The sequence below is a fragment of the Paenarthrobacter sp. YJN-5 genome (genome assembly GCF_015040095.1).
Lineage (GTDB): Bacteria > Actinomycetota > Actinomycetes > Actinomycetales > Micrococcaceae > Arthrobacter > Arthrobacter ureafaciens.
This window is the reverse complement of the sequence record NZ_CP053544.1, coordinates 24,188-40,103: the sequence shown is the minus strand read 5'-3', so window position 1 is coordinate 40,103 and position 15,916 is coordinate 24,188. Positions and strand designations below refer to the sequence as shown.

14 protein-coding genes are annotated in these 15,916 nt (G+C 63.8%); 4 read left to right on the top strand and 10 right to left on the bottom strand.

The window, feature by feature from the left end:
* Positions 1–37: 37 nt before the first annotated feature.
* On the top strand, positions 38–742 hold the full coding sequence (locus HMI59_RS00160; RefSeq protein WP_062098884.1) for a phosphatase PAP2 family protein: 705 nt from the start codon (positions 38–40) through the stop codon (positions 740–742).
* On the opposite strand, the gene HMI59_RS00155 is transcribed toward HMI59_RS00160, so the two are convergent.
* The 7 genes from HMI59_RS00155 to HMI59_RS00125 all read right to left on the bottom strand — a co-directional run bounded on the left by HMI59_RS00155 (position 678) and on the right by HMI59_RS00125 (position 9,865).
* Complete coding sequence (locus HMI59_RS00155) at positions 678–1,877, bottom strand: MFS transporter (protein ID WP_193592429.1); 1,200 nt, start codon at positions 1,875–1,877, stop codon at positions 678–680. The genes HMI59_RS00160 and HMI59_RS00155 overlap by 65 nt on opposite strands.
* Positions 1,874–2,629, bottom strand: coding sequence for a DeoR/GlpR family DNA-binding transcription regulator (locus tag HMI59_RS00150; protein WP_193592428.1), 756 nt, complete (start codon positions 2,627–2,629; stop codon positions 1,874–1,876). The genes HMI59_RS00155 and HMI59_RS00150 overlap by 4 nt, the downstream gene beginning before the upstream one ends.
* 187 nt (positions 2,630–2,816) lie before the next feature.
* Positions 2,817–4,499 carry an ABC-F family ATP-binding cassette domain-containing protein gene (locus tag HMI59_RS00145; protein WP_021473140.1) on the bottom strand — a complete coding sequence of 561 codons (1,683 nt, stop codon included), beginning with the start codon at positions 4,497–4,499 and terminating at the stop codon, positions 2,817–2,819.
* Positions 4,500–4,596: 97 nt separating this feature from the next.
* Positions 4,597–5,856: an FAD-dependent oxidoreductase gene (locus HMI59_RS00140; RefSeq protein WP_193592427.1), complete on the bottom strand. Its 1,260-nt coding sequence runs from the start codon at positions 5,854–5,856 to the stop codon at positions 4,597–4,599.
* 12 nt (positions 5,857–5,868) lie between these two features.
* Positions 5,869–7,857, bottom strand: coding sequence for a penicillin-binding transpeptidase domain-containing protein (locus HMI59_RS00135; protein ID WP_193592426.1), 1,989 nt, complete (start codon positions 7,855–7,857; stop codon positions 5,869–5,871).
* Positions 7,858–7,925: 68 nt separating this feature from the next.
* The gene (locus tag HMI59_RS00130) at positions 7,926–8,582 is read right to left on the bottom strand and encodes a response regulator transcription factor (RefSeq protein WP_193592425.1); all 657 of its coding nucleotides are present in this window, start codon (positions 8,580–8,582) and stop codon (positions 7,926–7,928) included.
* Positions 8,579–9,865: a sensor histidine kinase gene (locus HMI59_RS00125; RefSeq protein ID WP_193592424.1), complete on the bottom strand. Its 1,287-nt coding sequence runs from the start codon at positions 9,863–9,865 to the stop codon at positions 8,579–8,581. Before HMI59_RS00125 ends, HMI59_RS00130 begins: the two co-directional genes overlap by 4 nt.
* Before the next feature lie 194 nt (positions 9,866–10,059).
* Between HMI59_RS00125 and HMI59_RS00120 the strand changes: the two genes are divergently transcribed.
* Both HMI59_RS00120 and HMI59_RS00115 read left to right on the top strand, forming a co-directional pair.
* Entirely contained in the window at positions 10,060–11,133 is a 1,074-nt protein-coding gene (locus HMI59_RS00120; RefSeq protein WP_193592423.1) for an ABC transporter permease, read from the top strand.
* A gap of 26 nt (positions 11,134–11,159) precedes the next feature.
* Entirely contained in the window at positions 11,160–11,858 is a 699-nt protein-coding gene (locus tag HMI59_RS00115) for an ABC transporter ATP-binding protein (protein ID WP_193592422.1), read from the top strand.
* Here the strand turns inward: HMI59_RS00115 and HMI59_RS00110 are convergent.
* Positions 11,855–12,256: a helix-turn-helix domain-containing protein gene (locus HMI59_RS00110; protein ID WP_021473147.1), complete on the bottom strand. Its 402-nt coding sequence runs from the start codon at positions 12,254–12,256 to the stop codon at positions 11,855–11,857. The genes HMI59_RS00115 and HMI59_RS00110 overlap by 4 nt on opposite strands.
* 81 nt (positions 12,257–12,337) lie before the next feature.
* On the opposite strand from HMI59_RS00110, the gene HMI59_RS00105 reads away from it, so the two are divergent.
* A complete protein-coding gene (locus HMI59_RS00105) occupies positions 12,338–12,943 on the top strand; it encodes an NAD(P)-dependent oxidoreductase (RefSeq protein ID WP_079941079.1) in 606 nt (201 codons plus the stop codon).
* Positions 12,944–12,946: 3 nt separating this feature from the next.
* Here HMI59_RS00105 and HMI59_RS00100 read toward each other — a convergent pair whose 3' ends face one another.
* Positions 12,947–14,392 carry an NAD(P)/FAD-dependent oxidoreductase gene (locus tag HMI59_RS00100; protein WP_193592421.1) on the bottom strand — a complete coding sequence of 482 codons (1,446 nt, stop codon included), beginning with the start codon at positions 14,390–14,392 and terminating at the stop codon, positions 12,947–12,949.
* On the bottom strand, positions 14,385–15,875 hold the full coding sequence (locus HMI59_RS00095) for a glycosyltransferase family 87 protein (RefSeq protein ID WP_193592420.1): 1,491 nt from the start codon (positions 15,873–15,875) through the stop codon (positions 14,385–14,387). The genes HMI59_RS00100 and HMI59_RS00095 overlap by 8 nt, the downstream gene beginning before the upstream one ends.
* Between the last annotated feature and the right edge of the window lie 41 nt (positions 15,876–15,916).

Sequence of the window (15,916 nt, the reverse complement as noted above, 5' to 3'; positions counted from 1 at the left end):
CCCCGAATGCCCAGGAAGCTCTGGCTACCATGAAGGCATGCCACGCATATTGGAACCCCGCCACCGGCCAAGCTCGCTGCTCGTCGCACCTGCCGCGCTGTTGTTGACGGCATTCCTCGTGCCTGGACTGTTGATCCTCGCCGGGCAGGGCGAACCGGCGTTCAACGGGGTGGACACCCAGTGGCAGGCCTTGATCTTTACGCTTCATTCGCCGTTCTGGGACCAGGTCAATGCCTTCCTGAACTGGCTCGGTTATGTGGGCGTGCTCATTCTGGAAGTCCTCTTGGTGGCGGTGTTGCTCCTCTGGCGCAGACCCAAGATGGCCCTCTTCTCCGCCCTCGCGGCGTTGATTGCGTTGGGAGTGACCCAGCTTGCCAAAGCAGTGGTTGGGCGCGATCGTCCTGAAGGCGCAAAGGTCCTGACGGACACTGGTTCATACCCTTCAGGGCATGTATCCGCAACGGCCGTCTTTCTCATGACCCTCGTACTGCTCACAGGCAAGCTGTGGTTCAAGCTTCTGGCCATCGCGGGAATCCTCGTCACGATGGCCAGCCGAACCTATCTCTCCGCCCACTGGCTCAGCGATGTCCTTGGTGGTGCATGCGTGGGCGTGGGCGTGACGCTGCTGCTGTGGGTCCCTTTCATGAAGATATGCATCCAGGAGAATCTATCTGCGGTTACTTCTCCTGTGTGGCAGGCAAGGGCTTCGCGACGCCAGCCAGCAGAAGGGCAACCAGAATAGGTGCTCCAATGGCCAGGAGCGCATTGTGGATACCTGTGTGGTCGCCCAGGTAACCCAGCAGGGGAGGACCCGCCAGGAAAGCTACGTACCCGATAGTCGACACCACGGAAACCCTGGCTGCAGCATGTCTGGGGTCGTCGGCGGCAGCAGACATCCCCATGGGGAAGGCCAGGGCGGCTCCGACGCCCCAAAGGGTTGCGCCGGCTCCGGCCAGAACCACGTTGTCCGCCAGGACGAACAGGACCAAGCCGACCGCAGCGGCAGCCATGCTTGCCCGGAGCACGGCCACCCGACCGAACTTGTCGATCACCTTGCCACCAAGGAAACGCATGAGGGTCATACCGGCAACGAACAGGGCAAAGAGCAGGGCGCCTCCGCCTTCCGACGTTCCCAGGCCATCGACCGCTGCCTTGGCAATCCAGTCGTTGCCCGCGCCTTCCGTAAGGGTCGCCCCCAGGACCACGACGCCGATGAGCAGCGTCCTGCCGTCCCGCCAGGCTGAAGGTCCGCGCTTGACGTCAGTGCCGCCGTCGGACGCTTCAACAACTGGCGCGTGCGGCAGGAAGTAGCGCGGCGCCGTCAGCGCCAGTACCAATGCGATGCCTGCAATGACCAGCAGATGCTCAGGCAGGCCCACGCCAAGGTGTGAAAGGCCCGCACCGATGAGCGCGCCAACGAACGCGCCGCCGCTGAAGGCGGCATGGAACTGCGGCATGATGGTGCGCCTGAGCCGGTGTTCGACGTCGGCGCCTTCGATGTTTTGGGCGACGTCCCACAGGCCGATGCCAATGCCGAAGAAGAACAGCGAGACGGCCATCACCGGAACAGAAGCCGCCATGAGGGCAACGGCAATCCCTACCCCGGCTGCCGCGGCCACCGCCCCGGCCGTCCGGACCGTGTTGGCTGTCCCGATCCGTCCTACAACCCAGCCCGCCGTTGGCAGCGCCAGGAGGGAGCCCACCGCGGTGCAGAGCAGGAGGCTGCCCATCTGTCCGGACGTGAGGCTGAGCGCTTCGGTGACGGCCGGAATGCGGGCAGCCCAACTGGCAAAGACCAGCCCGTTCATGCCGAAGACGAAGAACGTGGCTATTGCGGCCGCGTTCACGTTGGGGACGGTTCGGGTGCTGGTGGTCATGCAATCACAACTTCCACAGAGAGTTCGTTGAGCAGGGAAAGATCTTCGGGGGCCGGTTCCACGTCGGTAACCAGTACGTCGGCCGCGTCCATCGCGGCCACCAAGGCAAGGGCGCTGGCCCTCCATTTACTGCCGGAGCCTGCCACTATCACCCTCGACGCTGATTCCAGGCCGGCCCGCTTCACTGCCGCATCATCGATGTCGTGGGCAAGCAGTCCGTCTTTGAGGTTGAACGCGCACGGCGTGATGACGGCCGTGTCAAAACGCAAGGACCGTACGTTGGCTTCAGCCATGGGTCCGCGGAAGGAGAGCTCGCCGGGGACCAGCCGCCCTCCGGGCAGGATCAGCTCAGGACGTCCCCCTGCCAAAGCATCCACACCGTGCAGGGACATGGGCATGACGGTCAGTTGGCGCTTTCCGATGCTGCGGGCAATTTCCGTGGCCGTCGAACCGCTGTCCAACCAGACGTGTTCGCGATCCTGGAGCAGGGCGTCCACGGCTGCCGCGATCCTGACTTTGCCCTGGCGGTCTTCCAACTCCCGCTGGCCGTAGCCGGGGTTATCGCCCTTGAAGAGGAGGCTCCGCGCGCCTCCGTGGACCCGCTTAAGGACTCCGTTTGCGGCGAGGATCTCCAAGTCGCGCCGGATCGTGGCACCGGAAGCACCGCATTCGGCCATCAGCTCATCCACTGTTACAGCCTCGCGGGTTCGCAGCAATTCACCGATCAAGCGATGGCGGTCGGCTGTTCCCATGTCTTCAGGCTATCAGCTCTGTGATCAAATGATCACCAAATGTGATCATTTACTCACCGTTGCTCTATCACATCCCGACACGTTCCCACCATCCTTCTCTCACATCCCGCCCCTTAACCGCCGATGCTCTCGCAGTATCTGCAAGAGCGTCGGTCAAAAGGGGGTGGGATGTGGGAGAGGACCCGGCCTAGCGGGCGCGGTCCACGCGCTTCTCGTCCCAGACCGGTTCCTCGGATTCGTACACCTTGCCATCGGATCCGAACACCAGGAAGCGGTCGAACGACTTCGCGAACCACCGGTCGTGGGTCACGGCCAGGACAGTCCCCTCGAAAGCGTCAATAGCCCGCTCGAGGGCCTCGCCCGAGTGCAGGTCCAAGTTGTCGGTCGGCTCGTCGAGGAGCAGCAGGGTAGCCCCGGAGAGTTGCAGCAGCAGGATCTGGAACCGCGCCTGCTGGCCACCGGAGAGCGACTCATACTTTTGTTCGGACTGGCCGGCCAAACCGTAGGAATCCAGCGCACCGGCAGCTGCTTCGCGGGGCAGTCCCGAACGGTGCTCGTCGCCGCGGTGCAGGATCTCCAGCAGGGTGCGGCCCAGAAGGTCCGGCCGGACATGCGTTTGTGCGAAGAACCCGGGGCGGATGCGGGCGCCCAGCTTCACGGTCCCCTCGTGCGGGACTTCGGCAATGACGACGTCGGACACCGGCAAATGCTCGCGCTCCGGGTCGGTGCCGCCGGTGGCAAGCAAACGAAGGAAGTGGCTCTTGCCTGATCCGTTGGAGCCAAGCACGCCTACACGGTCGCCAAACCAGATCTCCGTGGAGAACGGCTTCATGAGGCCGGTCAGCTCCAGGTTCTCCGCAACCACTGCACGTTTGGCGGTTCGCCCACCTTTCAGCCGCATCCGCACATTCTGCTCAATGGGCAACGCTTCCGGTGGTCCGGCCTCAAGGAACTTGGCCAGGCGCGTCTGCGCAGCCTGGTAGCGATTGGCCATATCCGAGCGGAAGGCGGCCTTGTTCTTGTACATGTTGACGAGTTCCTTGAGCTTGACGTGCTCCTCGTCCCACCGCTTGCGCAGTTCTTCGAACCGGGCGTTCCGATCGGCTCTGGCTTCCACGTAGGAGGCGAAACCGCCGCCGTGGATCCACGCGCTGGCACCGTTGATGCCTGGTTCCAACGTCACAATGCGTCCGGCCGCGTTGTTGAGCAGCTCGCGGTCGTGGCTGATGAAGAGCACAGTCTTCTTGGATTCGTTGAGCTTGGACTCAAGCCAGCGCTTCCCCGGAACGTCCAGGTAGTTGTCCGGTTCGTCAAGCAGCAGGAGTTCATCCGGCCCGGCGAACAACGCCTCCAGCACCAGCCGCTTCTGCTCGCCGCCGGACAGGGTTGAGGCGCGGCGGAACTGGGCTTTGTCGAAGGAGATCCCCAAAGCAGCCATGCAAACTTCGTCCCACACGGTCTCGACGTCGTAGCCACCGGCGTCGCCCCAATCCACAATGGCCTGCGCGTACTTCATCTGGGTGGGCTCGTCGTCCCGCTCCATCATCGCCAGTTCGGCTTCCTCCACCGCTTTGGCAGCTGCGGCGAGGTTGGGTTGGGCCGTGGAGACAAGGAGGTCGCGGACGGTGGACTCGTCGCGCACCTGTCCCACGAACTGGCGCATGATGCCCATGTTTCCGGAGCGTCCCACCACGCCCTCGTCGGGAGTGAGATCGCCGGAGATGATCTTGAAGAGCGTCGTTTTGCCGGTTCCGTTGGGACCGATCAGGGCCGTTTTGGTGCCATCAGGGACCTTGAAGGTCACGCCGTTCAGGAGCTGGGTGCCGTCGGAGAGGAAGTAGTCGATGCCGGAAACGTCAATATGGGCCACCGCCCAATCTTCCCACGGCACGGGTTAATGCTCGACGGCGGTGCCCGGTTACGCGTCGCACCGCACCGTCGGCGCAACAGACCATGTGGATGGCTGGCTACGCGTCGGGCTTCCGTCGAGCAAAGCCGGGTGCGTGTTCGGGCAGCGGACCAAAGGCCAACATCCGCGCAGGGATCTTACGGAAGAGCGGAAACTTGCGGCTCAGGAAGACCAGCACTCTGGGTGGTTTGGGCTGCTTGCCCGCCATGACCTGGTTGAAGATGGCCCGGTGCATGAGTCGCTGGAACGTTTGCACGATCACTGTGGGCAGCCAGCGCCTCTTCTGGACCGCAGCGAGGGTTTGGTCATCCAAGCTGCCATCCAACAGTGCCGGCGCCAGGATCCTGGCGGCAGCCACCGCATCCTGGACCGCCAGGTTGATTCCCACCCCGCCCGCGGGGGACATCGCGTGGGCTGCGTCGCCGATCAGGAGGAGACCGGGCTTGTGCCAGGTGGCAAGCCGGTTGAGTTTCACGTCCAGCAGGTGAAGATCGTCCATGGACAGGATCTCGCCCACACGGTCGGAGAGGTCCGGGCGCAAGCGCGCAATCCTGTTTCGGAAGGCGTCCACTCCTTCGGCCCGCAACTCCGGGTCCGAGCCCTTGGCTGCCAGGTAGGCGATCTGGTGGTAATCCCTGCGGGTCAGGCTGAGCAGGACGTCCGAGTCGCCAAAGCGCGGGGAAATGGAGGCCACCCGTTCTATTTCTTCCGGGTCGCGGGAGAGCCTGAACCACCACACATCGAAGGGGACCGGGAACTCCTTGGGGGTCAGGCCCGACTTTGCGCGCAGCACCGATCCCCGGCCGTCGCAGGCAACCGTCAGGGGAGCCTGCAGGTCATGGGTCTCCAAAGTTCCACCGGTGATTGGATCCTTGATGCAGTAGCGCACCCCGGCGACCGCCCCGGAGCCATCCGTCAGCAGGTCCGTCGCTTCGGCATTCATGATGAGCGTGAAGCAGGGTTCCTGCCGGGCGGCGTCCACCAGGAAGTTCAAAAGGTCCCATTGCGGCACCATGGCCACGTAGTTGTACGGCTCCTTCAGCAGCCCGAAATCCGCCAGCACGAACTCCCCGGAGCCGGCGGGGAGCCGGAAGTTGTCCATCCTGCTTTGCGGGAGTTGCCGGAACCCGTCACCCAGTCCCAACTCATCGAGCAAGCGAAGGGTGGAGGCGTGCACCGTGTCACCGCGGAAGTCCCGGAGGAAATCGGCGTGTTTCTCCAACACGGTGACGTGGACTCCGGCCCTTGCAAGGAGCAAACCCAACACGATGCCGGCCGGACCTCCGCCGACCACAGCGCACTGAGTGGGTTTCTCCATGCCAGCCTCCCGTTAGCCTGCCGCAGTCAGGAATGACTTCAGCAAGGGTCCGCTGGTGGTCGCGCCCAAGCCGCCGTCCTCGACAAATACTGCCACCGCAAGATCTCCGTGAACAGCAACAATCCATGCATGGGTTTTTGGCGGCTCCTCGTTGCCGAACTCAGCCGTTCCGGTCTTCGCGCCCACGGGCGCCCCCGGAACCTGGGCCAGGAACCCGGCGTGCCCGGACGTCACCACGGCCCGCATCATGTCCGAGAGACCAGCGGCTTCTTCCTTGGTGATCGGGTTGGTGGACGCCGGGGACGGCGTTGTGGTCGCCGTGGCGGAAGCCGACGACGGCGGCGCGGTGCCGCCTTCCGCTGGCGCAGCACCGGCGTCGGGGTTCCGGGTTTCCGCATCAGCGGCGTCTGCATTCAACACCAACTGGGGCGAGACCGGAGCTCCGTTGCCCACGGAAGCGGCCATCACCGCTGCCGCCAAGGGCGAGAACAGGACCTTGCCCTGGCCGATCATGGACGCCGCGTGTTCGGTGCTTTCAGCTTCGCCGGGCACGGATCCAAGGAATGCGTCCGCACCCAGCTTGGGGGCCTCAACCGCCACACCAAGTGCCGTTGCCGCCGACTCCAGCTGGGCTTGGGTGACGGTATCCCGGGCGTTGATGAATGCCGTGTTGCAGGAGTGTGCAAAGGCATCCCGGAGGGCGACCGAGCCCAGGGAACCTTCCGGGTAACCCTCGGCATTCTTGAAAGTGCGGCCGTCCACGGTGACTGTCGGCGGGCAGTCCACCTTGGAATCCGGCGTAGCACCATTGCGGAACATGGCCAGCGAGTCCACGATCTTAAAGGTTGAACCCGGCGCGTACTGGCCTAGGAAAGCCGTGTTGTAACCGTTGCTGCCGGGACCCGACGCTGCCGCGAGCACAGCCCCGGTGGACGGCCTGAGGGCAACGATCGCGGACGCCGGTTCAATGTTGGCGAGGGTTTCTTCAGCCAGCTGTTGGAGTTTCAGGTCCAGCGTGGTCTTGAGGGTGGTACCGGCTTCAGCCGGGGTCGAGAAGAGCACTTTGGTGTCCGGGGTCCCGCCTTCCGCTGCGGGTTTGGCGGCAGCAACCACTTCCACGCCGTCCTTGCCGCGCAAAAGGGAGTCGTACTTCTGCTGCAGGCCACCGGTCCCGGTGCTGTCGCCTGCCCGCAAAGCACCGTTCGACTTCTCGATCTGTTCGGCACTGGCCTGTCCCACGGAGCCCAGCAGGGCACGCGCGAAGGTACGCGTCGGTGCCAATGCCATGGAATCGGTGATGCTCGCGCCGCCGGGGATTGCCTTGATCTTCGCCTCGGTGATGTCTGCCGTGTAGGCCCGGAGCACAATTCCTTCAACGAACGCCTGCGGTCCGGAAGCGGCAACCTGCTTCGCGTATTCTTCAACGTCCAAGCCGAGCAAGGCAGCCATGGCGCGGGCCGAGGCATCGGATTGATCCTCGGAAACCTTGGTTTTGTCGATCCCCACACGGAAGACCGGCCGGTCCTCAACGATCGGCGTGTCACCGGCACCCAGAATCCCGCCGCGTTGGGCCGGTACCGTCTTGGCGGACAACGTCTCTCCGTCTGTCAGTTCAGGCGCCAGGAGCCCGGGGTTCCACTGGACGGCCCACTTGTCCCCGTCCTTCTTAAGGGAGGCCTCCAGGCTGTACTCCCATTGAGCGGACCCGATGTTCCAGCTGTAATTCAGAGGGACGGTCGCGGTGTCTCCGTCGAGCTTCACCTCGCCGGACTGGACCGAAGGTTTCGCACCGAGGCCCTGGAACACCGCCTTAAGTTCGTCATTCGCCGCCGCGGCGTCCTTGCCCTGAACGGCGAGCTGACCGACGTCGAGCGCTTCCAGCGACGAAGCCAGCTGCTTGGCGGCGTTCTCGGCACCCTCACGGCCATCGCCGCAGGCTGTCAAAGAGCCGGCCATCATCAGCGCAGCGAGTCCCAAGACCAGATTCCTAAGTTTCCCCATTTGCGTCATTATGCCGGGTTCCACTGACAGTTTCCCGTCCCGACCACACATCGGACGGTCGCACGTGCCTATTGGCCCCTGATGATCCTTCGCCTGGTTGCGGCGGCAATTGCGGCTGTCCGGTTGTCCACTCCGAGCTTGGCGTAGATGTGCACCAAGTGGGTTTTTACCGTGGCCTCGGAGATGAACAGTTGCTTCGCCAGGGCACGGTTGCTCATACCTGTGGCCAGCAGTTCAAGCAGTTCGACTTCCCTGCCGCTCAGCGCCGGCGAAGGGTTCCGGATGCGGCCCATGAGCCGGGCGGCAACCTCCGGGGCCAAGGCGGTTTCGCCCGACGCGGCAGCCAGCACGGCTTGCCGGATCTGTTCGGGTGGCGCGTCCTTCAGCATGTAGCCGCTTGCGCCCGCCTCCACTGCGGCGAGGATGTCCGCATCGGTGTCGTAGGTGGTGAGGATGAGGACAGGCGGCGGCGGACTGCCGCCTTCGCCGGCCCTGATTTTCCCCGTTGCGGTGACGCCGTCCATTCCCGAACCCATTTGCAGGTCCATGAGCACCAGCTGCACGGGTTCGCCCAGGGTGTTCAATCTGGTCAACTCAGTCAGCGCGGCGGCGCCATCAGCCGCTTCGGCCACCACGTCGACCCCGGGGAAGTCGGCCAACATGGCGCGCAATCCTGCCCTGACAACCGGGTGGTCATCCACCAACAAGACCCTTATGTCCTTCATGCCGGATCCTTCCCTCGAAGTGGCAGCCGGATGGCCACCACCGTCCCCTCTCCGGGCGACGACTCAACGTCCAGACTGCCGTTGAGTGCGGTTACCCGCTCCCGCAGGCCGGAAAGCCCGACGCCGGTTCCGTCACCGCGCGCCGTACCGGCCGCCGTCGTGGGGTCGAAACCTACGCCGTCGTCGAAAACGTCCAGTGTCACCTCCGTGCCCGGATCCGCGTCGAGGAAGGACAAGGTGACGACGGCGGAGCGCGCGTGGGCGTGTGCCCACACGTTTGCGAGGGAAGCCTGGGCGGCCCGGAGCAGGGTGGTCTGATAGGCGTTGGGCAGTTCTGCCGGCGTACCCACCAACTCGAACCGGCACCGAAGATCCGCTCCACGGGCAGCAGCTTCGGTCTCCGTCTTCATGCAGAGTCGCCGGAGAGTGTCCACCAACCCCGACTCCGCGAGGTCCGGGGAGCGAAGGCCCCGCACGAAGTTGCGGGCTTCGGCCAGGTTGGCGGAAGCCGTCTCTTGAACAGTCCTGAGCCTCTCCCGGGCAATGTCTACATTGCCCTCAGCCAAGGCCTTCTCTGCGGATCGGCCCATGAGGACAATGCTGGAGAAGCCCTGCGCCAAAGTGTCGTGAATTTCGCGTGCCAGTCGTTCCCTCTCACCAACCATGCCGGCCTCATGCTGGGTCCGGGCGAGTTCGGCACGGGTCCGCCTGAGTTCTTCCGCCACGCGCCGTTGGCTTTCTGCCTCGCGGAACAGGGCCCGATACGCCATGCCGGTGACCACGGCGAAGCCGGCCCCGAACACTGGCCCCAGAACCATGGCCGGCTGCAGCCCGTCGTCGGCCGTCTCCTGGCCGTGGAACCAGAGGGCACCCACCAACAGCGCGGTAGTAGCCGCAATCGAGAGCAGCGCGGCGGAACGAGGCAGGAGGTGCAACTGCAGGAAGAACAGCGGGAAGGCAACCCAGGCGAAGTCGCCGCTCACCAGCAGGAGCAGGAGCCACAGAAGCATGACGGCACCAAGCCACCACCCTGCGTAGGGCGAGGGATCAAACGATTCGGCTGAGTTGGCGTGGCGCTTTTCGAGGACCGTCCCGGTCAAATAGACGACTACAAGCACAGTGGAAAGTGCCAAGCCGGCAGTGAGGGCAAGTTGCGGCACGCCGGGTCCTGCCAGCAGCCGGACCAAGGCGACCAGCAGCAGAACCGCGAAGCCCACGTGAAGGCTCACCCGAAGCACGCGGAGAATCGCCGTAGTCGGGGTATCGCGTTCCTGGAGCTGCACGTCTTCCAGCGTATCTTCGGGCCGTGGCGGGAACGGGGGAATGTGGCGGATTCGCGCCCGAATCAACCTTTCGGTTGATTCGCCCTTCAACCCAACGATTCCCTTCGTTCAACCCTGTTCCCGATGGAATGGCGGGCGTGAAACGGAAAAGTTGGGAGTGCCGGGACAGGCCCGGACCAATACAAAGGAATCACATGTTTCTTGCCATCCGCGACATCCGTTTCGCGAAAGGCCGCTTCGCTCTCATGGGCGGCGTGGTGGCCCTCATAACGCTCCTGCTCGTCATGTTGTCCGGGTTGACTGCCGGCCTGGGCAACCAATCCACATCGGCCATTGCCGCGTTGCCTGTGCAACAGATTGTGTTCGGCGCACCCGCAGGCAGCCAGCCCACGTTGTCCTATACGGAATCCGAAGTGTCCAGGGACCAGCTCCAGTCCTGGCAGGGAAGGCCGGGCGTCTCCTCGGTCCATGAACTCGGCATCAGCCAAACCCGCTTCCAGTCGGTCAACGGAAACGGGGAGGCTAGTGGCACAGCCAACGTGGCAGTTTTCGGCGGAGACCTGGTGGATGTGGATGACGGGACAGTGGTTGTCAGTGAGAGTGTGGCCAAGGAACTGGACGTACAGCCGGGGAGCCGCGTTCGCCTCGCCGGCAACACGTTCGTGGTCTCGGACGTTGTGGGGGACCAGTGGTACTCACACACTCCGGTCGTCTGGACCACGCTGTCCGACTGGCGCTCCATTTCGCACTCCGCACCTGATACGGCAACCGTCCTGGGCGTGAAGTCCGACGCCGGAACCTCCTTGGATATCCAAGCCGCCAACGCGGCGGCCGGGACGGTCAGCAGCGACGTCCAGGGATCTTTCCAGGCCCTCGGTTCCTACAAGAGCGAAAACGGCTCACTCATGCTGATGCAGGCATTTCTTTACGGCATATCGGCCTTGGTGATCATGGCTTTCCTGACCGTGTGGACCGTACAGCGGACCCGGGACATTGCCGTTCTCAGGGCTCTTGGAGGATCAACCGGTTACGTCCTGCGTGATGCGTTGGCCCAGGCAGCAATTGTGCTGTGTGCCGGGGCGGGCGCGGGCGGACTGCTGGGGTTGATCGGCGGTACGGCTGCCGCACAAGCTGCGCCGTTCCTGATCACCCCGTTGACCACTCTGCTCCCCGTGATGGGCATCGTCGTCCTGGGATTGGCCGGAGCGGTCCTGGCCGTTGGACGCGTCACCAAGGTCGATCCATTGCTTGCCCTCGGCGGCAACTAATTCATTCCACGAAAGGTATATGTCCAATGTCAGCCCTTGGCCTTGTCAACGTCTCGCTGGAGTACGCGGACGGTTCTTCCACCCTTAAAGCACTCGACCACGTGGACCTCACTGTTGCCCAGGGGGAGTTCCTCTCCGTGGTTGGACCTTCCGGTTCAGGGAAGTCATCGCTGCTTGCCGTCGCTTCCACGCTCATCGTGCCGACGCATGGCGTCGTCATCATCGACGGCGAAGATGTCACCGCAATCACGCCGGCCCAACGCACCGTGCTGCGGCGTGAAAAGGTTGGCATCGTCTTCCAGCAACCCAACCTCCTGCCGTCGCTGACCGCCGTCGAGCAGTTGCTGATGCGCGAGCATCTGCGGGGCAAAGCCGGCGCAGGAGAACAGCGCAAAGCGCGGGAGCTCGTGGACACGGTTGGCCTCGGTTCAGTTCTGGACAAGCGTCCCCATCAGCTCTCCGGCGGGCAGCGTCAACGGGTCAACATTGCCCGGGCGCTCATGCGGAACCCCTCCGTCCTCCTTGTCGACGAACCCACCGCCGCGCTGGACCACCAGCGGAGCGAGTCGATCGTCCGGTTGCTCAGAAGAATCACGGATGAGTTCGCAACAGCGACCGTGATGGTCACCCACGACACCGAGTTCCTTCCGCTGACCGATGCGGTGGCCGTGATGCGGGACGGGCGCCTCAGCCGCGAACGCATCCCTTCCACGCAGATGAGTTAGCCTCCTGCGGGGCCCAGCACCGCCTTATCCTGCTCCTCGTCATAGGCATCGCGTGCTTCGAGGATGGCGGGAACGTGACTCTCGGCCCACTCCCGCAACATCCTCAGCGGTTCCAAGAGGGAGGCGCCCATCTCGGTGAGTTCGTAATCCACGCGTGGCGGCACTTGGGCGTGGATGGTCCGGGTGATCAGCCCGTCCCTCTCCAAAGTCCGAAGCGTCTGGGTCAGCACCTTGGGCGTGACCACGTTGACCATCTTCCGCAACTCGGAGAAACGGACCGGGCCGTCGCCCAGGACCTGGATGACCAGCGAAGCCCACTTGTCCCCGATCCGTTGGAGGATCACCCGGGACGGGCAGTTGGGATCGAAGACGTTTGCCGGCAGTTTGGAGGTATCCACGAGGTAACTAGGTTCCTTTGAAGCTATCAGTATCAGAAAGATACTTTTGGTTAATCACCAGCTTAGCAACCGAGGAGAGCTATGAAAATCGCAGTATATGGCGCAAGCGGAATGGTCGGCAGCGAGATCGTCAAGGAGTCCCTCAGCCGTGGTCATGACGTCACGGCCATCTCCCGCAGTGGCACTAAAGTCCCCGGAGCCACGTCGAAGGCCGCCGACCAAGCTGACAGCCAGGCGTTTTCCACAGTCGCCAGGGACCACGACGTCGTTGTGCTGGCGACTGGCCCCAGCCGCACCGGCGGCGACCACGCCGAGTGGCTCAAGGCCATGTCCACGGCCTACAGCAACGCCGCGGGCACCCGCCTGATGATCGTTGGCGGTGCAGGCACGCTCGAGGTGGACGGAGTCCGCCTGCTCGACTCACCTGAGTTCCCCGAAGCCTACAAAGCCGAGGCCACCACCGCAGCGAAAGCACTGGAGGTAGTCCGTGAGGCACCGGAAGAACTCGACTGGACTGTCCTTGCTCCCGCCCCGGTGATCCAGCCGGGAGAACGCACAGGCGCATACAAGGTGGCCAGGGATACACCGGCCGGAGCGTCCATCTCCTCGCAAGATTACGCAGTAGCGATGCTGGACGAGATCGAGTCTCCGAGCCACCGCCGCACCCGGTTCACCGCAGCAAACTAACCGTCAGGACACCAGGCCAAGCCCGGGTACGCGTTTATTGAATATGTCTTTAAGGGCATATTTGGCGGCGTTGTATCCGGGCATGCCGGTGACGCCCGGTCCCGGGGACGTGGAGGAGGAACACAGGTACACTCCGGGAAGGGGAGTGCGCCACGGGACGGGGGAGACTACGGGCCTTCGAAGGAGTCCCAGCAGGTCCATCTGCCCCGCGCTGAAGTCCCCACCCACGTAGTTGCGGTTGTAGTCGGCCAGTTCCGCCGCCGTCGTGGTCTTTGATGCCAGCACCACATCCCGGAAGCCGGGGGCGTAGCGTTCGATGCGGGAGATGACGGCCTCACCCATGTCCACGGTGGAACCCTTGGGCACGTGGCAGTAGGTCCACAGGATGTGCTTTCCCCGGGGTGCCCGCGATGAATCGAACAGCGAAGGCTGGGAGGCCAGGACGTAGGGTTCGCCGGGATGCTTTCCCATGGCCACGAGGTTCTCAGATTCAGCCATTGCGGTCCTGGATCCGCCCACGTGGACCGTTCCTGCCTTCGCCAGGGCAGCATCGCGCCAGGGAACGGGTGCGGAAAGAATGAAGTCCACTTTGCAAGCGGCATTCCCGAAACGGAATGCTTCCAAAGCGCGCCGGTACCTGTCCGGTACCTCAGATCCGCCCAGGCGAAGCAGCGCAGGCGCCGCCACATCAAGAAGGATGGCCTGGGCGGGACGCACTTGGTCCAGTGACTCCACAGCCTGTCCCGTATGGATGGTTCCGCCGTGCGCCAGTACGTCATCGGCCATGGCCTGTGCGATGGAGGCCGATCCTCCCACCGGAATGACCCAGCCACCGGCGTGGGCCAACACAGCCAGCATCAGGCCTGCACCGGTAGCGGTCAGGGCGGGCAATGCCGAGACTGCATGCGCCATGACGCCCGTCAGCAGTGCCGGTGCAGCGTCCTCGCGGAAGCGCCGGTTCCAGAGCGGCGATCCCTGATCCAGCGTTGCGAGTCCCAACTGCACAGCTGCCAGGGGATCGCGAGGCACACGCAGCAACTGGTAGGACGTAAAGTCCACTATTCCGTCCACGCGGTTCAGCAGCGGCTCAAGCAGGCGCCGGTAGGCCGCACCGTCGTTGCCGAGTTCCAACGCAGTACGCTCCAGCGATTGGTACGCCACCGCGGCACCTCCTGAATCCAGGGGCGTACCGTGCTGCACTTCAGGGACCACCAGCTCAACGCGTTTGGCAAGCTCGAAGTCCTTGAAGAACGGCGATGCAACAGCCATCGGATGCACGGCCGAGCAGACATCGTGGAAATGCCCCGGTTCGATCAGTTCGGAGGTCCTTGTGCCACCCCCGATCGTGGCACCCGCTTCGTAGACGTGCACGTCCAAACCGGCCCGGGCCATCACCACAGCAGCGGCAAGACCGTTGGGACCGGAACCTACGACGGCGACATCAACCATCGCTGCCCACCTCCACTGATCGGGGTTCTTTGCGGGACCACGGAAGTACCGATAGCGATGGATGCCGGAGGTTGACCCTCAACCAGTCCTTGGCGCCGTTGAACGGACCACCGTGGGGATCGTCGTCTCCGTGGCTCCGCAGGGGATCCTGCGACGGGTCCAGGACGTCCATGACGACGCGTGCCATCAGGTACGCAGTCACGGCCATGTGCAGGATGACGGCCAGGACGTACGCGGACATATCGATATTGTGCTGGGCTGCGCCGCCACTGGTTGCCTGCCCGAGGTACATCCAGATGGCCCCCCAGTGCAGGGCTTCTGCTGCCTGCCAGATCAGGAAGTCACGCCAGCGGGGCCTGGCCAGTGCCAAGAGGGGAATAAGCCAGATGACGAACTGCGGGGAGTAAACCTTGTTGGTCAGGATGAAGGCACCCACGATCAGGAAGGCCAGCTGGGCGAGCCTTGGCCTCCGGGTGGCTGTCAACGCCAGCATGCCGACCAGGACACACGCAACAATGAACAGGTTCAACGCCAGGGAATTAATGGTGGAGGCGGTGAGCTGGGTCCATTGCAGCCTCTCCGCCGCCAGGTTGTAGGCGAACCAGGGAGAGCTATAGCCGGCCGGCCGGTCCTGCGTGAATTCGAAGAAGTACTGCCACCCGGAAGGGTTCATCGCGGCAATGGGAAGGTTGACCGCAAGCCAGGCGGCCAGCGCCGCACCCGCGGTGGTGAAGAATGTCCGCAGCTTCCCGCTCCGGATGGCGAGCACCAAAACCGCCCCGAGAATCAGGACCGGATAGAGCTTGGTGGCGGTCCCCAAGCCGATGCAGATGCCTGCCAGGACGGGTTTGTTCCGCGAGAACAGGAACATGGCCAAGGCAAGTAGTCCGACCGCCCACATATCCCAGTTGATGAACCCGGCCAGGATGATGCCGGGCGCCACGGCCACCATGGCGGCGTCCCAAGGCCGCCGTTTGTTCATGCGCGCTGTCAGCAACACGATGACGATCCAGATGGCTACGATCAGCGTTGCGTTGACATCGAAGTACCCCAGGATGCGTTCCGGCCCTGGACCATTGCCCGGAACCACCAGGGCAGTGAGCCCCGCGATGATTCCCATCAGGACCGGATACTCAAACAAGCTTCCTTGGGTGAAGAAGGGAAAAACGCCGTCCCCGAGGCCGCGGTTCTTGAACAGTTCAGGGAAGTCGGAGTAGCAGGTGGCGTAGAACTGCGACGGTGTTTCCCAGCCGTTGATGCGGCAATAGTCTTTGGCCACCACAGCGATCAAGGCGGCGACCACGGTCAGGATGACAAGGACCCGCTCAACGGTGAACGGCCCAGGGGAGACCTCGCCGGGGGCAGAGTGTCGGCCCATGGGTCCACCAACTACTTCGGTGAAGTTGCGGAGCAGGGAATCGTTGCGGCTGGGAACCACAAAGCGGGCACGTTTTCGCTGCTGGTGCGGCTTCGTCTCCTGCATGAGTCGAGCTTACAGCCCGGCCGGGCGGGGGCGTCACCGCG